Annotated in this window: 12 protein-coding genes; 1 reads left to right on the forward strand and 11 read right to left on the reverse strand. The window is 49.8% G+C overall.

Annotation, left to right across the window (positions count from 1 at the left end; all coding sequences use genetic code 11):
* Nucleotides 1–359: 359 nt before the first annotated feature.
* The 7 genes from HP548_RS09025 to HP548_RS09055 all read right to left on the reverse strand — a co-directional run bounded on the left by HP548_RS09025 (nucleotide 360) and on the right by HP548_RS09055 (nucleotide 14,746).
* The gene (locus tag HP548_RS09025; RefSeq protein WP_175381453.1) at nucleotides 360–3,530 is read right to left on the reverse strand and encodes a GAP1-N2 domain-containing protein; all 3,171 of its coding nucleotides are present in this window, start codon (nucleotides 3,528–3,530) and stop codon (nucleotides 360–362) included.
* A complete protein-coding gene (locus HP548_RS09030) occupies nucleotides 3,530–4,789 on the reverse strand; it encodes a TRAFAC clade GTPase domain-containing protein (protein WP_024632789.1) in 1,260 nt (419 codons plus the stop codon). Before HP548_RS09030 ends, HP548_RS09025 begins: the two co-directional genes overlap by 1 nt.
* 44 nt (nucleotides 4,790–4,833) lie before the next feature.
* Nucleotides 4,834–5,481: a beta-mannanase gene (locus tag HP548_RS09035; RefSeq protein ID WP_175381454.1), complete on the reverse strand. Its 648-nt coding sequence runs from the start codon at nucleotides 5,479–5,481 to the stop codon at nucleotides 4,834–4,836.
* A 20-nt stretch (nucleotides 5,482–5,501) separates the two neighbouring features.
* Nucleotides 5,502–6,785 (reverse strand): vWA domain-containing protein, encoded by a 1,284-nt coding sequence (locus HP548_RS09040; RefSeq protein ID WP_163758177.1) that lies wholly within the window; start codon nucleotides 6,783–6,785, stop codon nucleotides 5,502–5,504.
* Between the two features lie 226 nt (nucleotides 6,786–7,011).
* On the reverse strand, nucleotides 7,012–9,543 hold the full coding sequence (locus HP548_RS09045; protein ID WP_175381455.1) for a transcription initiation factor TFIID: 2,532 nt from the start codon (nucleotides 9,541–9,543) through the stop codon (nucleotides 7,012–7,014).
* Between the two features lies 1 nt (nucleotide 9,544).
* A complete protein-coding gene (locus HP548_RS09050; RefSeq protein WP_076287516.1) occupies nucleotides 9,545–12,934 on the reverse strand; it encodes a tubulin-like doman-containing protein in 3,390 nt (1,129 codons plus the stop codon).
* Nucleotides 12,935–12,952: 18 nt separating this feature from the next.
* Complete coding sequence (locus HP548_RS09055) at nucleotides 12,953–14,746, reverse strand: vWA domain-containing protein (RefSeq protein WP_175381456.1); 1,794 nt, start codon at nucleotides 14,744–14,746, stop codon at nucleotides 12,953–12,955.
* A 623-nt stretch (nucleotides 14,747–15,369) separates the two neighbouring features.
* Here HP548_RS09055 and HP548_RS09060 point away from each other — a divergent pair.
* A complete protein-coding gene (locus tag HP548_RS09060; protein ID WP_099857405.1) occupies nucleotides 15,370–16,302 on the forward strand; it encodes a hypothetical protein in 933 nt (310 codons plus the stop codon).
* 236 nt (nucleotides 16,303–16,538) lie between these two features.
* Here HP548_RS09060 and HP548_RS09065 read toward each other — a convergent pair whose 3' ends face one another.
* The 4 genes from HP548_RS09065 to HP548_RS09080 all read right to left on the reverse strand — a co-directional run bounded on the left by HP548_RS09065 (nucleotide 16,539) and on the right by HP548_RS09080 (nucleotide 22,911).
* The gene (locus tag HP548_RS09065; protein WP_163758185.1) at nucleotides 16,539–18,095 is read right to left on the reverse strand and encodes a DEAD/DEAH box helicase; all 1,557 of its coding nucleotides are present in this window, start codon (nucleotides 18,093–18,095) and stop codon (nucleotides 16,539–16,541) included.
* A gap of 566 nt (nucleotides 18,096–18,661) precedes the next feature.
* A complete protein-coding gene (locus HP548_RS09070; protein ID WP_076287512.1) occupies nucleotides 18,662–20,113 on the reverse strand; it encodes a SulP family inorganic anion transporter in 1,452 nt (483 codons plus the stop codon).
* Nucleotides 20,114–20,862: 749 nt separating this feature from the next.
* Nucleotides 20,863–22,533 (reverse strand): ABC1 kinase family protein, encoded by a 1,671-nt coding sequence (locus HP548_RS09075; protein ID WP_076287511.1) that lies wholly within the window; start codon nucleotides 22,531–22,533, stop codon nucleotides 20,863–20,865.
* A complete protein-coding gene (locus tag HP548_RS09080; RefSeq protein WP_053782782.1) occupies nucleotides 22,534–22,911 on the reverse strand; it encodes a phasin family protein in 378 nt (125 codons plus the stop codon). It lies immediately after the preceding gene.
* Nucleotides 22,912–22,961 lie beyond the last annotated feature (50 nt).

Consider the following 22,961-nt stretch of genomic DNA (forward strand, 5'->3'; position numbering starts at 1 on the left):
CCGGCGCAACAAGATCTTATACTCTAAAGATACTGATAATCATTATCATTTGTCAACAGTAAATACCATATTCCATGACGGTTAAGAGCTATTTTTGAAATGTTTTACTAGAAATCGGTCAGATTGTCCGCACTTTATGTGAGAGCTTTTCTCATCGTGTACGTGCATTTCATCGCTTTGCGTATGTTCATCCTTGCCCAACATCTGAATAATGTGTCCGAATTGTGAAAAATAGACCTGTATTGATTCATTTTTATATTTGTCATCCTCCATCGCTTGAACAAAAACAAAAATACAGCCCCTACGAAATTCTTCGAGGTGGCTGTATTCAAATTAATAACATATTCAATTAATGCCACTTAGAGCTTCGGTTCCGGGACTAGGTTGATCACAGTCGTTCCACTCTGGACACTCACGATGTCCTTCAGATCAAAATCGGCCGGAAGCTCCACTTGGTGCCCATAAGGATATAGACGATCTGCTTCGGCAACAGTCAGGTTTTCCACTGAAGATGAATCTGCTCCCGTAGACTGAGATGGATCTGAAGCCGTGCCGTCTGCATTTCCCTGTCCTGTGCCTTCATCCGTAGAATCAGAGGTGGTGCCAGTACCTGCATCCGTCGTGCTCCCTGCTGCTGGGTCTGAAGTGTTGCCCTCCGTTGAGGCTGAATCTGCCCCCTGCTGAGCTTCTCCGCTCTGCTGAGTATCGTCCACATTATCGGTAGAGGAACCTGCTGAGCTTCCATCAGGCGTACCCTCTGAGCTGTCACCAGCTATACCTTCGCCATCGGGCTCCTCATTTCGGTTGAAACTCTCCCATACACCCTCAGCATTGAGCTTCTGTGTAGTACCATCTTTCAAGTTCCATTGGAGAGTGTCCGTTTGCAAAGCATTGCTGTCCGTTTCGTCTCTGTAACGGATCACCAACTGGGCAGGCGTCTGTGTACCGTCGTCCGCTTCGGATGCAGGAACGAGGTAGGCGATCTGTTCAGCGAGCTCCACCACCGGTTCAGCGGGAACAACGGGCTCCTGTGTCGGTGGAGGTGTTGCCGCAGGTGTCCCCGCCTTATCGCTCATCAAAGCGTACGTGCCTCCAGCTATACCAAGAATCAGGATGACAATGACCGATCCTAGAAAAAGGTTCTTCCTTTTACCTGTCAGCATGCGCACCAGCGGGGAAGCCAACTCTGTTTTGGCGCGGTCGTAGGCCGGCTTCATCGTCTTGCTTGCTCTGGCATAATAGGGTTTGAAAGCTGACTTTGACTTGAAAGCTTCGCGATCATGGGACTTGAAATAAGCCACGATTGCATCCGAGTATCCCTTATGTGCGTTGGAGCCGCGAATAAACAAACGTTGATTCCCCGACCACTCCATAAATTGATACAACACTTCTGTGCGTCCTGAACTACTGTAGATAAATTCAATCAGGCCTGGATAATCGAGTCTGTTGCTGCCGCTACCACCGCGATAGAAAGCCAGTGGCAGTGCTTCAAATGAAGCCGTATCCGGGCGCTCGCGAAGCTCTCCGGCAAGCCAGCGACGCGTCCAGCGCTGGAGCTCATTACGTTCGGCCAAAGAGAGGGATTCCAGTTCCTCTTCCTCACGCCCTTCACCGCTAAGCCATGCTCTCGCTGCCAGCATCATGTTTGTACGCGCAGATACATCTGAGCCCTGGCGAGCAGCCCAGTCCCGAACCTCGTTTCCGTGCAACAAAATATCAATGCTTAACAGCTGTTCACGGTTAACCCGCTCCAGATCGAGATCCTGGATCATAAACAAGTTAATAACGTAAGCCAGCTTATCTGCGAGCCGGGTTAAATCCTCCTGATACGCTGGTGGTTGGACAGCGGGCCCAGGTCCACCTTTCTGGTTAGCGCGAACTGAAGCTCCAGACTGTCCAATCCGGGCGGTAATACCCGTGTCTAGGGAGCCTGCAACTGGTACACGATCCAATACACTAACCCGCTTAAGTGCCTCATTGGCAGACTGAACAGGGTTGGGTGCAGAACACAAACGTTCACGCAGCTCGGTTGAAGTCCGTTCCAGCAAGAAACTATTGTGAATGGCAGACGGGTGAGATGTAATCCATCTCTGGATCACTTCCACAACATCCGCAGCTGATTCCGTGCGTTTCAACTGATTATCCAAATAGGGCTCAAACAACAGTTTGGTCAGTGATTCGTTCGCGAGCACTTTGTCGAAGAAAGCACGGCTTAACAGGCTGTCCCGATCCAGCAAGCCGTACAGTTCCTGCACGGCACGCATACGTTTCTGCGAACGGGCGTTATTAATGCCATAGATGAAATAATCCACAATTCGGGACTGTACGACTGGCGCAGCGACCCGAAAATACTCCCCGATGCGTGCTGCAACTGATTCCTCAGGTACATTCTCCCGTTTGACGCTGTCCAGCTCACGACTAAGCAACGTCAGGAACAACTCATTCAAGCGTGAACGTTGATGCGCTCCGCCTTCCGGTTTCAAGTAGGTGAGCAATCCACTTAGGACATCGCTTTTGTTATCCAGGTACAACTCTTCCATCCCCTGCTCCAGACGATAGAACATAGAAAGTTCCCCGTATGCTTCAATGGAGAGCTCCCGTCCAGGTTCCATTCCAGTTAGCATCTCATCCGCAAAAGCATAAAATGAATCGGCTGCCGCAGGTTCGTGCAGCAATGACCAAGCGAATTCCGCATATGGAAGCTTCGCCACAGATGCATCTGCATGGGTAACTCTGCCCGATACCAGATCAAAGGTGAAATCCTTCTCCGTATTCCGATCTTTCGGACGCAACGTACCCCGCTCTACAAACTGAACGTGAATGCCTTTCTTGGCCTGCGGCTCCTTGGCAAACGTCATGAATCCCAACTGCCGCCGGAATGCGTATGGTAAAGCCGTATATAACAAACGCAGCAGTCCCTTGGCTCCGGCAGTAACTTCCTCAGCGGGCACATCCAGCGCTATATATACCTTCCGACGTGTCGCTACAGCTTGCATGACGGCGTAGAGCAGACGCTTGAATACCACCTCGTCCATTTTCAGAGCACTAAGAATCTGGCTTGGGGAGCTTTGTCCAACACCAGCTGCACGTGGCAATTCAGTAAGCGCAGGCAGCACTGTGCCTTGTTCGATGTCATAGGACGTGGCGAACACAGCATCCAGCCAGCCGCCTTGCTTCACCTGCTCTTCCGAGCGTTCGGGAGACAAGACGTAATTATGAGCGAAAAAGGCACTGCGCAGCCCGGTGAAATCCGCCGACTGGTACACATTTTGCCCAAGGATTGTCTCCCCACTCTCCAGATGAAGCAGGTGAATGGCAGCCGGAAACTTCTTCTCGTCCTTCTCGCTACGGCCTGTTAGCTCCGCTGGAGCGTCATAGACACAGTAGGGGTGAAGCACTTTTTTGATAAAAGAAGGGTCCAGTCCCGGCGATGCGGCAACCGTATCGAACCCCTCCGTTGTGCGGAACACCCCGCGCCGCTCTCGAGTATACAGCTGTTGTTCAATTGGCGGGGTTACGGAAGAACGCATCATCCCACTCTCCCCTCAATGTACTTCAGCTTGTACAACAGCCAGAGGAATGGCTCATCGACACGGATTGGGCTGACCACGCCTTGCAGCTTCATATCTACCGGATTGCTTCCCAGCGCTGACACCGCAAAGTAAGCCGTATCCTTAAAGTACACATCCATCGTGCCCTTGAACGGACGGTCCACCTTCTCGATAAAACGCCGGATCTCCCCGTCGATATTTTCGAACTCAGTTAAGTCAAACCAATCGCGGTGCACCATGTTGCGGAACACGTTACTGTTCGATTTGATATAATCGCCCTCTTCGTCCTTGAGGGAGTGCAGCATGTCACTTTTGGTGAGTACAACGGCTGTCGGAATATTCGTCTTGGCTTTGTCCTGGTACGCGATAAAGTCACCGAACATCGTTAACACCACATCACGCGGCTCATCGTATCTTGGCGTCCACTCGCCTGGCTCGTTGCCAAGGTTGATGCGGATTTTGTCCCGGATGGAACGAATCTGAAGCGGGTCCACCATGAATAGAATACCTGCCGAGTTCTTGATATGCTGCCCGTGAAGTCCAAGATAGTCCTGCTCCACCATACCTTCACCAGCGACGTCAAAGAACACCAGTGTCAGCGGGGCTTTATCTTCATCCTTGAATACAAATTGGAAAATAAACGGCTCCTGCAGTTTCTCCTTCTGCGTTGAATCCAGCAAATCGCCCCGCTCGAATAGCGGTTCTTCATAATCGGCTCGAAACCGGCGGCTAATCTCCGCATTCAGCGGCATGCAGGCCGCATCAAAATGATCGGCTGTGTAATGCTGCAATGTATGAATCAATGAAGTCATGTAGACGGATTTACCCACCTGGGATGCACCGATAATGGAAATGATATTGCTTGGTGCTTTGCCTGCTGTGACAGGCAGCTCGTTATGGCACTGTGGACACAGCCGACGCCGTGTAACCACACCATAACGATCGTTCAGGCCCATCACAATATTGTCCGAATAAATGCGATGTTCCTCAGGTACATCATGCGGAGCCAGCACAGCCTCCATATCAAACACCGTATCCAGTCCAAACCGTTCGCGATATCGATTGAGCTTCGCATCTTCCCCAAGTGCGTAGTCCTCATCGTCGTCGCGATGATGCGCAGCCCGGAACACAACCTCCTCCGGTGAAAACTTGCTGAAGCAATACGGACATACGATATCGTAAAACAACGGCCGCTCTTCCGGCTGCTGTCTCTTCAAAAATCGACTAAAAAAGCTCATAGCCGCTCCCCTCCCCTGATCAGTTAGACAAAAAGCCTAACTATCTAGTCTGATATAAGCCTATAGGCGGCTCCATACTTTGGTCCGTCCGTGAAGAATAACCTCACGTAATCGTCCTTGGCTACCTCGATGGGTGGCATCTCATTTCTCCCGGGAGCAAAATCACTCACAAAAGGGTACACCGTGCCATCTTCCTTATTCAACGGAACTCCGCCTTGCTTGCGAACATAACAGAGCGCCTCCTTCGGAACAGGTGCTTCCGTTGTAACGGTCATCAGTACACTTTTTCGTTTCTGGAAAAAACCGCTCTTGTACCGGATCGAAAAGCGAATATCCGCCTTGCCTGCACTGGCAACTACCGTGTTGTCTCCATCACGCTGACGCACCAGAACTGGCCCGTCCTCCTCCATCTGACACACATGCACCGTGTAACGAATTGCACCAAAACCCGTGATTCGATCCATATATCCATTGCTCGCCTTATATTCTTCTTTTGTGTATAACTTCAGCTTGCCCTGTGCAGCCTGCTCCCCGGTACGATCATCACCCATCATATCGAGCTCCAGCCGTTCAACATATACAGCTTCCACGCTCTCTGGCCATAGCCAGCGAAGTGTACACTGGCTCTCATCCACTGCAAGTGTCAGTCTGCGAATCAGGGGCGCTGAAGGGTCTGCATCCGTAAAACGCATCTATCGCCTACCTCCAGACGTTAAAATCCTTTGCTGCGCGAATCTCTTGCCCGCTGACCGAATCCTTCCACCGAATTGGTCCCTCCACCAGCATCGCGGCGTCCACGCGTCTTCCGCGGTGTATTCTCCTTGATCGGAATGATCCAGCTGAACAGGGTTAACACACCAGATAAGATGAGCATCGCTCCGAATCTTACAAATGTATCGCCAACCGTTGATCCGTCCAGGCCCCATTCGAGCAGAAGTCCTGCTAATAAACCAGACACGGCCCCACCAATTCCGAAACTGAGTGCGAGATGACGATTATCGAATACAAGTCCTAGCGACACGCCCAGTGCGACACCAATCAACAGTAAGGCAACCACTCGAAAAATAGCCAGATACGTACTGTGCTCCATCATGCCTGTACGTTCGGTCACCAGCGTTCGTTCATCAATCGTATCGTAAATTTGCTGGAATGCCAGATTCAGTCCCCCGGAATCCGGTACATCATAGTACATACCGCCCGTTTGCTGTGCGATATGACGAAGCAAGTCGGTTCCGGAAGGGTCCACCAGACTCAGACCTACCGTATTGACGGCAATCTGTTCATTCGCATACTCAGACAAAATGCTGGATGTGTCTGCATCACTGAATCCATCGGATAACAGGATTGCTACCGTTCCGCGTTTCGGGTCCTGTTTGCCCTTAATCTGCTCCATCGCTTCCCGTAGTACTGCATCGAAATTAGTCCCGCCCGAGGTCGTCACGATGCTGTCTATTTTGCTGTACACCTCTTTTTTAGCAGCTTCGCTGTCCAACGGGGTGAACGACTGAAGCAGCTCGGGTTGATCATCAAAGGTAATCACAGCCACCTGTTTATCGCTTTCCATTTGACTGATCAGTGTTTTGGCCGCTTCAAAGCGACCGTTATCCGGGTCTGTCTCACTCATACTGCCTGAGTTATCGATCATCAGCACGATATCCTTGACTTGCTTCACACCGCCTGGGTTAATCTGATACAGCAATTGCAGGGCAAGTCCGACGACAAACAACAGCGCCAGCGTTGCTGGAACAAGCAGTTTCCAAGATAGTCCCAGATATCGCAGCTTCCAGGAAGCTCCGTTCAGCTTTGGCGAGATCATCTCTGCGAGTAAACAGAATAATCCGACGCTAAGCGCCAACACGCCAAAGTATAGTCCCATCAGCAATAGACGGGGCATTTCCCCGAGCCATTGACGCAGCATGATTTCTCCAGCCGCAAAGCCCACAGCTCCGCCAATTAGGCTGAACAGGACCAGGAGAAGATTAATTTTTCGCTGCATGTTTGCATGCATCCTTTCCAAACCAGCCGATGAACGGCTGAATTAATACGAAACCGGATGAAGAAAAACAAGAAATTTCATGTTCATGAACGGAAAACAGATCGACGACGTCAAGCCACTCCCGGATACAGCGAGCCAATAAGATGCACTTTGCCCGGCTTCAGGCCCCTGGTTCCGTCGTCCATCTGTACCTCCCTTCCGTCCATATAAGATACAGCCTTATGTTTTAACGCATGGGTGACAGCTTCTCGGCCAGATCGGAGGGATGGAGCTCATAACCATTCTCCGTATACGAATCGTAATACACCCGACCATTGCGATACACCATCAGGTCTTCCAGATGGAAGCCTCCCATCAGATTCAGCTTCTCCACACCACTGCTCCGTTCTTCGTATACCACACCCAGCTTATAGATCCGTGACGTTTCTTCGGCATGCGCCGCATAGTCCATGAAGGCACTATGATGATCACCAAAGAAATATTTTTCTTCATAACGATGTTCCTGCGTATAGTCGAATACTCTTACCCGAACGACTGCCTGTTCCTCCAGTGTGCGATACAATCGGCGGAACAGATCATCACGGGTCAGTACATTTTTGTCGCCATACGTAATGGTAACATTCGCCCGTAACAGCAATTCTTCTTCGAAAGGTACCCGGAGCGGTTCTGCTGTAAGCAGCATCACATGACATACCTCCATCAGGCGTTGCAGGAGTCGCTCGTTTCCTTCTGTGGCAAGCCGGTTCATGTCCCCCATATAGCGGTCCTCGAACCAGACATCCCGTCCACGCTTCGCTTCCAAATCTGCGATTAACACTTCCGTCACTTTGCCATAGTACTCCATTACGTTCTGACCGATATATTCATCTGCAGACGCTATGCTCTCTACCGCTGTCTCACGCAAAACACGCTCCAGCGTTGCCAGTGTTTCCGTCACGCTGCGGCTGAACGTATGCAGCTGTTCCATCTCTGTGTCATAGACACGAAGCAGCTGCAATTCATTCTCCAGGCGCAGCAATTCAACTTTGGGCACATACACGCGCTCCAGCAAACAATCGATTAAGTTGCGCACGTTCTGTTTGTCACGGAACAAGGCCCGTTTGAACGATTGATCCTCTACCCGCTCCTGCTGACGCTGCTCAAGCAAGGCACGTGCAGATTCAAGCTGCACCGATTTATCACGAATCAGTCCAAGCAAAGCCTCACGCACGCTGCCGAACCCATTGTCACTCCAGGCGGCCCACTGAAAATAGCCAACCTCAGGATGCTCCGTACGTGATTGCTCAGCTTTACGACGAAGGGAGTCTTCTGTGCTGCGCTGACGTACTCGTTCCTCGGCAAGACGGACCACGTTATCACGGAAATACGCCTCTGCGCCTTGCCCAAACAGTGCTCTCTCCGCTTCACGCAGCGAGAGCGGCTTCAGATCGGAGAAGCTGACGTTATGCGTCATAATGCCGCTCATGCCGCTCACCAGATCCTCATCGGGAAGAATCCCTTCCACTTTGCGCTCTACCGAAGCCCCATCCAGTCCGAAAAAGGCGAGCTTGTCCTTGATGCTCCACTCAGGTTCTTGCTGCATCCGCTCAAGCAAATAACGATACAGATGATACAACACCGCGAGTGCAATAGGTTTGTTCGGCCGTCTAATCTCGGCAAAACCTGCACTGGCATAACCATGCTGATCCGAGGTCGTACGAATGTTATTTTTGAACGATGTATTGTTATACGTGTTGGCCCCTGTGCTTGTCACTGAACCAGAGTTATTTCCATCCTGCTTCCGGTTCTTGAGCAGGCAGATTCGGCAGATGATCTGGGCATTTTCGATCCACCCGCCAGGTACGCCAGTTCCCCGCTCGTTTTTGTCTGACAAAATATATACGAGATCGAATAGCGGAGAAGCGGGATGTACAACCGGAATGGAGATACCGTCCTCCGTAACCAGCAGATTGCCATTGAACGTATAGTCCAGCCCCTGCATGTAATCCAGTTCCCGCAGAAAAGCGAGTCCCGCCGCGCTTGCATATCCAAAGGAATCAACCTGCTCCATCTCGCTGACCAGCACATGCAAATCGGTCTGTACCGACTTGAAGGATTGAGCCAGTATCGTCTCAGTTAGCTTGGTAAGCTCCGGCAACAATACATTCAATGGATCATCTGCTCTGGTCACAACGGTCACGTAGATTCGATCGAACGATGAATATAGGCGTCCATATTCGGCAATACGATTACTCACCCGCCGCAAGGTACGATTCAGACCAAAGAGTGCCTGATCTGAATCGTGAAAACTGCGATGCACATCCTTGCGAAGCGTTTTGGAAGGTCGATCTGTCTGTATGGTGGACAAGGGAAGCACGTGACGTGTCACCTGACCATCATCCGAAGTGCTGCCATTCCTTGCATCACTTAAGCCGTTAACACGCGCATATCCTGAATGAGCACCTGCACTGTAATGGTCATGCTTCGTTTGTGCGGGGTCATGGTCACGATGTTGGGCATGCTCCTGATTTTCCGTTCCAATCTGTACATAGACTACACCTTCTCCGTTATCCCACTTCAGCCGGTTGATTTCCTGGACAGCAGACACTGCCGGAGCGACCTGGTCACCCACAAACAGGAACAACGCGGGGTAATGGATGCTGCTGCGACCATCACCCAGGCTGCCTTGACGCTCCTGCTCAGTTGCATACTGTGCTGCATACTTCTCCAGATTGCGTTTCAGAGCATTGTTCGAGCTGAACTCCATCCCGGCCGCCATCTTACTTCAGCCTTCTGCGAATGTCATTCAGTTTCGATGACATCGTTCTGTAGAACTGGTAGATATCTTCCCCGTTCGCCAGTTCCACTCGCTCGTATTCCAGACGATCACGGGACTCCATGAACAATGCAGCCAGATCATCCAATTTCGTAAGCAATGGCGTGATATCTTCGGAAGCGGTCAGGTCGTTATCGCGGCGGGACGCTTTGCGCAGCAATGTGCTGCGATCCTTCTCTGCCAATCCACGGAAGTTGCCAAACACTTCATATTCGGCAAAGTTGCGGCTCTTCATCAGGTTCGCAAACGGCTCCCACGCGTCTTCTTCCGGATCACGATCATAGACGTATAGCGCGCCTTTCTTCACGATGGTATCGGTGTATAGTGCTTCGATGAAGCGGTCATACCACTGCTCCTCGTCCTGATGCTGGGCGAGAATGCCTTCCAGCTCGGCGACTTTGGCCGAGATGGCGTTCATCTTCGCCAGTTCTTCACGTACCCGCGCGATCAGCTGCGGGGAACGCACAAGGTTTTCTTTGGCCATATCTTCATTAATACTTCCGAAAATGTCCTTCACCGACACCCGTGGCAATCCTTCGGATTGCAAGCGTTTCAATTCCATGACTGCCCGCTTCACTTCACCCAGGTTCGGGGTGGTGGACGTCAGGCGCATGTCGTAGGCACCCAGCTTCGCAGACAGGTCAAACGGTTCTGTTGTCACAATTGCATAGCGGTTGCTTGTATTCTCATCAATGGATTTGGCTGTCACAATGTTGTATCCAAGCGCCTGCTCGAATTCGGTACGTACACGGGCATTGTACTGCTTCACCCGGGCGTTCTCGTACACATCTCCCCATGACTTTTCTGGAATTGGCGACGGCAGATAGGTCCAGTTATTCTTTTCGGTTTGCACCAGATGGCGTCCGATACCTTCTTTGTCCAAAATGGTACGTTCATAACTTTCCTCATATACTTTGAGTGGTGTGTACACAAACAATGGTACCCCGTTGCGAGTGTTCAGCCAGAAGATCCGGTTGCGCACTTCACTTTCCTTAACGGTAAAATGAGATTTGCCCACCGCATTATTCTGATAATTGCGAATCCCTCTCAGAATGCCCGGCGCCTGTGCCGGCACCGATACGAATCCCCAGGATGGGAAATGCAGACTGCCTGTGCTGTTGCTCAGATTGAACACCGGAACTGCCTCATCATCCAGTTTGCCTGCAATGAAGCGTTCCACGAATTTCTCTACCGACTCGTCCTGTCCATATTTGATAACCAGGAAGTCCTCCATCGAGCGGGTAATCAGATCTCCGAACTTCTCAGTCAGGAAATCAGAGATGGAGCTGACGATATCGATCTCGTTTTCTTTCACCCACTGGCTGGAGTTCTCCAGCAATTCACGCGAGAAATCACGGATCAGATCATCCGTATCGCGCTTGTCCAGCAGTCCATCCACCACACTGACGATATCCGGCACACTTACAACGTTCCAGTAATACGTTTTGTTGCCTTTGTGATCGGACTGTTCTTCGCCGCGTGTCAGGATATCCCCGTTTTTGGAGAAGATCGAGCTAAGTGCGTTCAGCGTTTCAGTAAATACGTTATAAATGCGGCTGTTCTCCTGGTTCAGCAATTCGTACAGGTCCTCGTAGAATTCGATCATCTGATCATTGCGTTCCACATCGGCGTGCAGCCAGTACTCATGAATTTTTGCTTCAATATAAGCATTCTTCTTCTTCTCTTTGGAGACAAACGCACTCTTCGCATCGCCCAGCTTCTCTTCGGACTGCTCCTGAGCGGCCTCAATGTCACGCGGAATGCGGAAGGCATTCTCACGCAAGGTTTCAATGTATGACTGAATCATCTTCAGCACACAGAAGCCTTTTTCCGTGTAGATCAGACGGGAGACATAGAACGGACCCTGTTCGGGATGCAAAAACATACGCCGGATCTGTTCGGTGAACTGACCCGCAATTTCTCCCGGCAGTTGCTTCTTCGCCTTGATATATTCTTCACGGGCACGAGCCAGGAAGTTCTGCTCCAGTTCAGTGTCCATGTTCACGACCTGTGATTTCACCACATTGCCATAGGACAGACGCTCACTGTTCTGATAACCTGGCAGCGGCTCCGGCACACGGGCTTCAAAGGACTTGACCACACTTTCGAGATCAATGCCGAGCTTGCGGGCAAATTTCTCGGTATCCTCCTGGTTTGGCGCTTTGGAGAACATGGTGTTCATTTTGTCGAACATGCGGTAAGCCAGATAAGTCGTCATTTCTTCAATCGGTAGTACCGCTGAGGATGCACCGATAATGTTGTAATCATAGTTGGCCGGATAGGCTTTGTTCATCTGTGCAATGTTCGTGCGAATGTTGCTAATATAATCGTGGATGGCAAACTCCTCGCCGGATTGCTTTTCCTCACTCGCCATAAAGTTGGTGATGTTCTCGGCGGTGACGTTCATGCAGTAATCATAGGCGTTCTCCAGCAGTTTGCCTTCCGTGTTGGTTGCGGAAATCAGATGACACAAGTTGAACGGTGGCAACGGTGAATTCACCGTCAGAATGTTGCCGTATTTCTGAGAGAAACGCTCCCCCCGGCTATCCACGTTCATCCAATAATCCAGTTCCTTGAGCGCAGCGTATCCATTCTTGCGGATGTACTCACGAGTGTGCTCACTCAAGCTTTTGTTGGACAGGTTCACGTCTGGGGTGAACAGATATCCAAGCGTGTTCACGCGGTCAATCCCGGCAGAGCCGTGATCGCGTTCGATAATCCCGCGCACAATATAGGAAATATCGAGGAAGCAACCACTGCCCGTACCGCCGGAAAGACCTGTCAGCAGGAACACCATCAGTTTCTTGTTGGTGCCTACAGATAATGTTTTGATCTTTTTGTCGATCGCCTGCACGACCTGGTTAATCTTCGTGAAAAGCAGCAGTCGTCCAGCCTGGCGCACCCCTGCGGCGCCGTTCATGCCATCGGTGATGCTCAGCTCCGGAGACAGCCAGTCCGTAATATACGGCTCCAATACGCTGCGGTTCTGAAGCAATCCACCAATCTCGGCATTGGACAGAAGTACGAATTCATTAATTGGATCGAGTCCGATGCCTTTATACTTTTTGGCGCGATCCTGTTCGTTCGTTTCAAAAGCAAGAAACTCCACGTTGGACGGTTTGTCCATTTTCTTCTTGGATACCGGGTCCTGTGGCAACTTGAAACGTCGGTTAATCTGGTATTTAAGACGCAAAAGCGCATCAATACCTGTTCCTCCAAGACCGATAATCAGAATCGGGTTATCAATCGTATCGACTCTGATCTTCTCACTGACAATACCTCCGCCAAGCGATACATCCAGTTGCTGAATATGTTCTCTAACAATCGGTTTCATTCGTTGTCCTCCTTTGGATTACACCAAATACTCGATCAAAATCGTTTTGTCCGCCTGTTGCAGCGGGATGCTCAGTCGGTCACCGTTCTTCAGTTCAACGCCTGAGCTTGCATCAACAGCACGGCCGGATTTCTCCAGCGTTCCGCCTGCGGTGTTGCGGATTATAATTCGATCCCCATTGCTGGGCGTAAATACATACTTCTCGGTTTCCTTCAATTCAGGGTCCAGCTGTAACAGCTGGTGCAGATGGAATCTGCCCCGGAAAGATGCCAACTTTTTATATTGCGGGTACGACTTGTCCCCGGTATTTTCATCGCGAATTTCGACAACCATCTGTCCGACAAATCCACGGTTTTTGCGTTTCAACCAGCCTAGCAGGAACCATACACCCACAGCTACCACGATCAAGGCGATCACGCCCAAAATAACAGGCATCCATGGAAACGGCTTGTCCTGATCGCCCGCAGGAGTCGTTGGCTGAGTTCCGCTACCGGCTGCTCCGCCCGCATTGATCGTAATTGGAGCACTTTCCCGGTAGAAGCTGTCTTCTTCTGCACGGATAACAAGCTCGTAGTTATGGTTGTCCGGCACTTCGAACGTTCCGGCGAACCCGGAGCCCGTGTTTTCGAGCGGCTGCTCCGTGCTTTTGCCTGTATCCTGATCGTTTACGACCAATGTCGCCTTCATATCGGCATACAGATCATTATCCTGTAGAGGCTGTCCTCCATTCTCTAGCTTGGCGGTCAGATCCACTTTGTCGCCCTTCGTATAGGACTTGGTCTTAATTGGGTCCACAACGAGCTGGAGATCATAGTTGAACAACAGGTTGATATCGATGCTGTCTTTCGGAGCCCCTTTTACCCGAAGTTTCCAGTCGCCTTCCTGAGGCTTGAGCAGCTTCACCAAGGAATAACTCTTCGAAGTCGAGAGCTTGGCTGCGTCAGAGTTGAGATCTACGGCCTTGCCAGAAGGATCGGTCAATTCAATCTGGACTTGTTTTGAAGACATAATTGAGATGTTGGCTTCAAGTACACTGTCGTTCGGTACGTTCACGGTAACTTCCTGATAACTGCCGTTTCCTGTAATGGAGGGCAGCTTCACGACATTCAGTTTGGCATGATCAGCGAAAATCTCACTCAGAATCTGGGGTAGATCATCCGGTGTATCTGTGATAAAAGACTTGCCTCCGGTCTGCTGAGCCAGATCTGCAAGTGCGTCCTTGTTCAGTTTGCCGTCTGCGTTCAGTCCAATCGTATAGACGGGAATCCCCTGATCCTGTGCTTCCTTGACGGCTTTTGCCAGATCCGCATCGGATTGAGACTGGGTGCGACCTTTCGTTTTGTTAAAATCGTTGTTGCCGTCAGCCAGCAGCACGATCATTGGTGAGTGAGATGCGTCTGCCCCATGGTTCAGCACATTCACTGCTTCAGCCACTCCGACAGAGATATCGGTATATGGCCCTCGGCCGAGCTGATCAATAAAATCTTTCAGGCTGCTCTTGTCCGCATCGGACTGAATCTCCAGCAATGCCTTTTCCCGCTCCACCTGATCGGTGTAAGCGACAATCCCTACCTTGTCCCCCTGGACCGGCAGCATATCAATAAACATTTTCATGGCTTCATTGCTGATCTTGTCACGGTCACTTGTATTCATTGAATTACTTACATCGGCTACAAGTACCGCATCGATTCCGCTTGTCTGTGCCTGAGCCGCTGCAGCATGTGGCAGCAACGCTTGAGGTAGCAGCAGCGTTAGAAATGCCAGCAGAACCAGAGTTCCGCTGAGCCAGCGTATTTTGCTTGTCCGCAGCATTGGGTGTACTCCTTCACGTTTGAGATTAAAATGGGAATAGTTTATTATAGGCGTCAAGCCTTAAGGAAATCTTAACAGTCTACTAATAAATTCTGAAAAGCACCCCTATCTTCAGTTACAGTTTTGTAATGACTGACAAAAATCGACGAATTCACGTCATTAACTGGCATGAAAGTTCCAACTATGGAAATATGATATAGTTATTGCCAGCAAACTGCAATATAACGACGCTTGATCAGATTATCGTTTATAAGATGAATATAAGAATCACACGCTAACGGAGAGGGCAGAAAGAACCTGAAGAAGCGAAGCGGTCGCCTTTATCACCGGATTTCTCCCTTTAGCAAAAGGGAATCAAGGAAATCTGGGGATAACAGCGATCGGAAGGTTGTTCTGCCATCGAAGTGACTTGGGTGTGCAAACAATAGTTCATCTTATAATAAAGCAAAATGATCAAGCCATAGAAAGGAACGGATTATGGTTACATACGGATGCCTCGCCATATTGTTTCTTTTTGTCATTATAAAGGTGATTGCGTTCCTGCTTCATCGGCGCAAACCCGTTTCCCGGGAAGATGCCGATCGAACCCTCTACACTATTCTGAATGGCGAGCGTGATTGAGCATGAGCACTAAACAAGTTGTATCCATCAGACCTTTTATAAGAACAACGCATGCGTTTCAAAAGTTGCGTGTCTGCAAGCGGTGCGGCCAGTATACCTGCCTGTGGGAGGATCACTGTACTGCCTGTGGGCGCGGCACCCTTGCTACAGTGGAAGAACGCGCCTCTTCCCGCGTGAAACGCCGGATCGCACGCGACCTGTTCATCACAGTAATTCTTGGTGCGGTTGCTACCTATTTTGGTGAAACCATAGACCAAACGATGGCGGCGGCCAGCGTCTCCCTGCTGCTTCTGGCTGGATTGATCTTCATGCAAAAGCGATCCTTCCAAGTCGAACAGCAGCGTGAACTTAAACGCATGCTGCGTCAGGATGAGGAAGCGATTCGCCAAGGCATTAACCGGAATTGGGCTCTTGTCGCAGAAGCGCGCAAGCAGGATGAAGCGCTCGCCTATGAAATGCTCAGGGAAATCGGTTCACTCGTCTATAACGACCGGATTCGTCTGCAGCAGGTTGCGCTGCTGCAATCCTTTGTACTGCGCAGTGATATGGATCTGCAGCTCAAACCTCTGCTGCTGCGCAGCTTCGAGCGGCTGCTCGCTGAATATATCGGTGAAATCGCACGGCTGAAGCCCGAATTGGTCCGTGAAGATGCGATCAGGTATATCGCCACGTACGAAGTGAATATTTTGCAGTTGCACAACGGGATTCAGATTCTGACAGCTGTAGCTGCCGCTGCTGTACGGAAAAGTAAATATATTGAGTTGTTCCCAAGTCTTATTACCCGCTACGCGCGCTTTATGCCCAAAGATCGGTTTATGCGGCTCTATCGAACTCTGGAGCTGTATCCTGGTAAGGCACGCGGTGGTCTGGCGGAGTCGGTTGGTCGGGTCTATAACGAGAAATATCGGGATTCGTACGCAGATGTTCGTGTGTAGAACTGTAGTAAATGGTCTCGAAATGTAAATTAGTGCAAACTCAATCCCTGTTATATAGACGAACCAAAATTCATTTACCCCTGCATGCGTATTGGATTCACGCGTGACATTGTATAGTTTTTATCATATAAGCTTCGACGAAAAAACACCCCATCCTTAGGTCTAGGATGAGGTGTTTTGATATTTGGAAAATATATGGCGTCCTTCCAGACTACTTGCCATGGGTTTTATCGTTTTTACCGCCCGCGACGAGAATCGCGGCGGTCACTCTTGGCCGGCCCGCGCCCTGCGGAGTCCGGTCGGCGTGAACCTTCACTGCGCCCGGAGCTGCGCTTGTCGGCGCTACGGCCGCCCCAGCCGCTGCTGCGCTCATCGCCGCTGCGACCTGCACCACGTCCGCCTTGACCCGCTGCACCGCGACTGCTGTCGCTGCTGCGCGCGGAACCACGGCCTGCGCTGCGCTCGTCGCCACTGCGGCCGCCACTACGACCACCGCTGCGTCCACCTTCGCCGCCACGGGAACCACCACGACCACCACGTCCGCCTTCGCTGCGGCCGGTACGACCTGCGCCGCGACGGGCACTGCCTGTCCCAGCGGAGCGTCCGCCAGAACGTTCTTCATCACCCTGACTGTTGATGGAACGTCTATTGGCTCCAGTTGATGCTACCGGACCTTCACTTGTCCATTGGATACGGGACAGCTTCTGGTTGGTGCCTTCCTCAATACGAGCAAGCTCCGGTCTGTCGTGTTGTGTTGCAAATGTCACGGCAAGGCCCGTGCCGCCTGCACGACCCGTACGGCCGATCCGGTGGATATAGCTTTCCGCATCATGCGGCATATCGTAGTTAAATACATGCGTTACGCCTTCAACATCCAGTCCGCGTGCAGCAACATCCGTAGCAACGAGGATCTGCAATTTCGCGTCACGGAATGCTTTCATTACATTCTCACGCTTGGATTGGGACAGGTCCCCATGAAGTTCATCGCTCGCATAACCTGCTTCACGCAAATCTTCATTCAGCTTGGAGGCACGGCGTTTGGTCCGACAGAAAACAATCGCCAGGTACGGGCGATACGTATCAATCATGCCGCGAAGTGCCTCAAGTTTGCCACGATCCGTGCACTCCAGCACCTGCTGGCGAATCTGATTGATCGGAATTACGGACTTGGAGGATACCTTCACATCTTCCGGGTCTTTCATATAGTTCTTCGCCAGGATGCGAATGCCTTTTGGCATCGTTGCCGAGAACAGCATTGTCTGACGTTTATGTGGCAGTTCACGAAGAATGGTCTCCACATCATCCAGGAAGCCCATGTGCAGCATTTGGTCGGCTTCATCCAACACCAGTTTTTTCACATTATCCAGCTTCAACGTGCCACGACGCAGATGGTCCAGGAGACGTCCCGGCGTACCAATCACGATCTGTGTACCGTTTTGCAGTTTGCGGAGCTGTTTGTCCACATCTTGTCCGCCGTATACTGCGAGAACATGTAGCTTATCGTCGTTTGCAGTCAGCTTCTTCGCTTCTTCCGTAATTTGCAGCGCCAGTTCCCGCGTAGGGGCAATAATCAGTGCTTGCGGCGAGCGGTCGGATACATTAATTTTCTGTATAATCGGCAGCAAAAAAGCCAGCGTTTTCCCTGTTCCCGTCTGCGCCTCAGCAATAATATCGCGCCCACCCAGCAATACCGGAATCGAACGCTCCTGTACCGGAGTCGGCACGGCGATACCCTGATGTTTCAGGATCTCGCACCATTCCGGGCGAATGCCCAGTTGTTCAAAGTTTGCCAATCGTTACACCTCTGTATATTCATTTAGATAAGTCCATTTCATAATTGCTTTCACTTGGCTTCAATCAAGACTAGTTTTCCGTATATCAATCATGATTATGAAATGAATTTTTTAAAAAGCAATCGGTCCGTTGCTCTTCTTCTCCATACCCTGTAGTTTACACGTTAGTCAAGCAAAACAAAAGGGGATCGGGCGTTACTTTCCTGCATTTGTCCACAAATGTCCCGGATCGTTGTGTTTAAAGCGTTAACGAATCATACAGACCTTATACCGCAATCATGACACTCTAAGGAATTGTAACGAACTTCAGCCCTGCTATTCCGGCTAGATTTAGCGAAAAAATACAGATAGCGGGCATATAAATCGCCTACGGTTCGTTAGAATATCGGAAGCTTGAAATTACAGGCAATAGGACTTGTAGGGGTCCTTAGACCTCAACTAATTAAGCATTTTGCTACCCTATAACAAAAAAGGGCCATCCCTGTCATGATCCATCATGACTTGCAGGACAGCACCTTTTATCATCTATCAATGTTACTCATTTGGATTCAGCTATAGCTATTAAATTACGAACTGTGCCCTTGCACCGTGGCAAATCCACTTTTTTCAAGCAAACGAGAGCTTTCCTCGTTCAGTCCGCGCAGATGTACCGTTTTGCCTAGCTTGGCATATTTGAATTTAACTTTACCAATGGCAACAACCGCCGTGTTATCCCAAATATGTGAGCCACCAAAATCAATTGTGATTTCCTGCGGATCAGCCTCAGCATTGAACTCATCGACGAAGCGGGAAGATGAACCAAAGAAGAATGGTCCGTGGACACGGTACACCTTCTGCCCCTGCTCCTCATTTGCCTGCACACGAATCTTGGTCTGTTTCCAACCAAAATGAAGCACACTAAGCACAACGCCGACCATTACACCAATAGACAGATCGTGGGTATACACTACAATAGCAACTGTGACTACCATAACAAAGGCTTCCGCACGTGGCACACGCGCAATGTTCTTGATGGAACTCCAGTCAAACGTACCGATGCACACCATAAACATCACACCTACGAGCGCGCCCATTGGCACCTCTTTCACCACACCGCTAAGCAATAACAACAATATGGCCAGAAAAGCGCCAGCCGTAAATGTGGATAATCGACCTCGACCACCAGATTTCACATTAATAACCGACTGTCCAATCATCGCGCAGCCACCCATGCCGCCGAAAAGGCCATTAACAAAGTTGGCAATCCCCTGACCACGTACTTCACGGTTTTTGCTGCTCTTGGTCTCGGTCATTTCATCCACAATCGTTGCAGTCAGCAAAGATTCCAGCAAACCTACCAGAGCCATCGTGAACGAATAAGGCAGAAGGATCATTAGCGTATTGAGAGACCAGTCGATATTCGGCAGATGGAACATAGGCAGGGTACTCGTGAGATTCCCCATATCCCCTACCGTTTTGACATCCAGATGTAATAGCGCCGTAATGATCGTCATGATTACAATAGCAATCAGTGGAGCCGGAACGCTTTTGAAAAAACGTGGCAAAATATAAATGATCGCCAGCGTACCCGCTACCATCGCATACATAATCCAGTTCGCGCCCGTAAAATGGGTAAGCTGAGCCATAAAGATGAGAATCGCCAGTGCGTTCACAAACCCGGTCAATACGGAATGAGGCACAAATGTAATAAACCGACCCACCTTGAAAATCCCCAGAATAAACTGAATAATACCTGTCAGAATTGTAGCGGCAAACAGATATTCCACGCCATAATCCTTGACGAGTCCCACCATCAGTACCGCCATAGCACCCGTTGCTGCCGAAATCATGCCCGGTCTTCCGCCTGCAATCGAGATCACGATGGCAATCGTAATTGAAGCGTACAATCCGACCATCGGATCGACACCTGCAATGATCGAGAAGGCAATGGCTTCCGGAATAAGCGCCAGCGCTACCGTAATACCTGCCAGCACATCTCCGCGAATGTTACCAAACCATTGTTGTTTTAAAGTATTCATATCGTCCTTTGCCGGTCCTCCTACGTATTTAAACTCAAATTTGTCTTATCACCTGAACGGCAATGGAATGGTTCGTCACTGACCAACTACAACAGACAACACAAAACAGCGGAATACCCTCCGCAAAAATTCGTCTATATAAGTTAAATTACATGTTGGATTAACCATGATATTGGATAAGGCATCCGATATCATGTCCGTACATGTCTCGTCCGTTCCAGTGTGTACCTCTTATTTCCACTCCAACATTCAGGTATCTTGCTTTTGAGAAATCGTGAATCAATCATGATGTCTCTAGGTTTTCCCCTCTCAGAAAAACCGGGTCCGTTAATGTACTGACCTATTATTATAGTCATAGTAAGCGATATGTACTAATACAAATAAACTGAAAAAACAGAAGCATATCTCGTATTATCTTAATATTGCGTTATTTTCCTCCAACATACTCTCTTCTTAAACAAACTATACTCATAAAAATCTGTTGCGACTCTATCCTTTAGCCCGACCGTTTTTATTTAATAAATATCTTACCAGATAAAACATAGCCAAAATTCCTGTAATTGCTAGACAAACAAATATGGCATTCATGGTTATGGTCCGAGCAATTACGTAATATGTAAAAATTCCAGTTAAAAACGATGAAATCAAGTTACTGATCATCTTTTTCAAACAAGCCTCTCCCTTTCACAAATAAAAATAACCCGCAAAGATCCTTTTAAAAAAGTCTCTTTACGGGTCTTGTTGTTATACTAAAATCTCCCCGATTTAAATATCGAATAGAGTAGGAAGGCCACCATCAGAATAGCTACCAGAAAACCGATCTCAATGACCGGAATATCCCACAGCATGGTTGACTGGTGACTAATCGAAGAACCGATGATCAATCCAACCATAATGATACAAAATGCGAGCAGTACAATACTGAAAGACAGCCGATTACTGATCTGGTCCATTCTGCGCATGAGCGCGTCCAGTTCAGGGACACTGATCTCCAGTCTCAGCTTACCTTTGCTAATAATGGAAGACAATTGCCTTAACTGCCCAGGCAGACCCATGACACTTTCGGCCATATCCGCAGCACTGCGGAACAGACGATTCTTAATCCTCCCAGGATTGAAACGTTCCTTGATCAGCTTTCGACCAAAGGGTTCTGCCATATCCACGATACTCAAGGAAGGATCAAGATGTTCGATAACACCTTCCATCGTGAGCAGTGATTTCCCTAACAGCAGAATATCGGCAGGCATCACAACCCGATGACGCTGAGCCACGCCGAACAGATCATTCAATGCTTGACCCACGCTGATTTTGGAAAAGGGAATATCGTAGTATTTGCTGCGCAGCTTGTCCAGATCGCTATGAAGCCCTCGCAGATCCATATCATCCGGCATCATGCCCAGCTTCTCAATCGCCCGGATCATGCTATCCGTATCTTTGCGCATCAAACCAATAATCAGCGAAGCCAGATGCTGTTTCATCTCATCACTCAGACTGCCTACCATGCCAAAATCGATAAAGGCAAGCCTGCCATCCTTCAGAACCATCAGATTGCCCGGGTGTGGATCGGCATGAAAGAACCCATGAATGAAAATCTGATTCAACAACGAATCTACCAGTCGCTGTGCGATGTTATTTAGATCATGCCCACGTTTAATCAACTCGTCACGGTCATTGAGCTTGATGCCTTCGATGTACTCCATCGTGAGCACACGAGAAGAAGTTTGATCCCAATAGATCACTGGTATTTTCACTTTGTTTTCCTGCTGATATTGCTGTGCAATCTTTTCCGTATTACGGCCCTCGACGGTATAATCCAGCTCGGCCATCAGTGCCTGTGCGTACTCTTCTACCATTTGCGGGATCTGATATTGCTTCACCCAATCCCAGCGTTTCTCCGCCATCGCTGTCAATTCTCGTAAAATATCCAGATCACGCTGAACGATACGCGATATGCCGGGCCGCTGAATCTTAATAGCTACGGCCTCACCGCTTCGGAGTTTACCCAGATGCACCTGTCCAATACTAGCCGCAGCCACAGGGGTATCCTCGAACCGGGAAAAGATCTCCTCCAGCGGTGTATCCAATTCCTGTTCCAAAATACCCCGTGCCGTCTCCGAGGAAAACGGCGGGACCTGATCCTGCAGCTTCACCAATTCCCGGATCACAGACTCAGGCAACAAGTCTGCCCTTGTGCTTGCCAATTGCCCCAGCTTAACGAAAGCCGGCCCCAGCTCCTGCAGCACGAGTCGAATGCGTTCACTTAATGTCTTGGTGGTGTGGGCTTCACGCGACATCCACCGCCGGGGTATGGCCAGCAACTGGAACAAACCCAGCTCCTCGACCATATAACCGAAGCCATGACGCACCAGCGCCATGGCAATTTCCCGGTATCTGCCGACATGTTTGATTCGCACAGCCATCTACTCGATCTCGTTTCCTTTGAGAGGAGGAACTTCAAGTGGAGCTGGGGATACATCAGGTTGAAGCTGTGGTGTGTGACCCAGTTCCGCAAGCTTTTTCTCAAGCACGGCAACACGCTGTTCCAAACTGGTTACATCACTCTCGGATGGAACGCCCACTTCCTGAAGGACGCGCTTGACCTGTTCGTGAATCATTCTTTTGAACTGGCCCTGCTCTTCATCGCCCCGTTCCATCAGGCGTTCAACCAATGCTTTGGATTCACCAGGCGCCAGTTCCCCGCGCTTGACCAGATCATCCACGGTTTTCTCAATTTTCTCCTTGCTTACAACAGTAAGACCGAGCCCTAACGAGATTGCCTTTTTGAACAAATCGCTCATTCTTGTCATCCTCCTCTTCGTTGATCTCTATAGTATAACCCTAATCAGCT

The organism is Paenibacillus taichungensis (assembly GCF_013359905.1).
GTDB classification, from domain to species: domain Bacteria; phylum Bacillota; class Bacilli; order Paenibacillales; family Paenibacillaceae; genus Paenibacillus; species Paenibacillus taichungensis.

Coding starts and splice junctions, on each gene's coding strand:
- HP548_RS09080 (WP_053782782.1), bottom strand. CDS start 22,911: ATGAGCGATTTGTTCAAAAAGGCAATCTCGTTAGGGCTCGGTCTTACT.
- HP548_RS09070 (WP_076287512.1), bottom strand. CDS start 20,113: ATGAATACTTTAAAACAACAATGGTTTGGTAACATTCGCGGAGATGTG.
- HP548_RS09045 (WP_175381455.1), bottom strand. CDS start 9,543: ATGGCGGCCGGGATGGAGTTCAGCTCGAACAATGCTCTGAAACGCAAT.
- HP548_RS09035 (WP_175381454.1), bottom strand. CDS start 5,481: ATGCGTTTTACGGATGCAGACCCTTCAGCGCCCCTGATTCGCAGACTG.
- HP548_RS09075 (WP_076287511.1), bottom strand. CDS start 22,533: ATGGCTGTGCGAATCAAACATGTCGGCAGATACCGGGAAATTGCCATG.
- HP548_RS09030 (WP_024632789.1), bottom strand. CDS start 4,789: ATGAGCTTTTTTAGTCGATTTTTGAAGAGACAGCAGCCGGAAGAGCGG.
- HP548_RS09050 (WP_076287516.1), bottom strand. CDS start 12,934: ATGAAACCGATTGTTAGAGAACATATTCAGCAACTGGATGTATCGCTT.
- HP548_RS09060 (WP_099857405.1), top strand. CDS start 15,370: ATGAGCACTAAACAAGTTGTATCCATCAGACCTTTTATAAGAACAACG.
- HP548_RS09040 (WP_163758177.1), bottom strand. CDS start 6,785: ATGCAGCGAAAAATTAATCTTCTCCTGGTCCTGTTCAGCCTAATTGGC.
- HP548_RS09055 (WP_175381456.1), bottom strand. CDS start 14,746: ATGCTGCGGACAAGCAAAATACGCTGGCTCAGCGGAACTCTGGTTCTG.
- HP548_RS09025 (WP_175381453.1), bottom strand. CDS start 3,530: ATGCGTTCTTCCGTAACCCCGCCAATTGAACAACAGCTGTATACTCGA.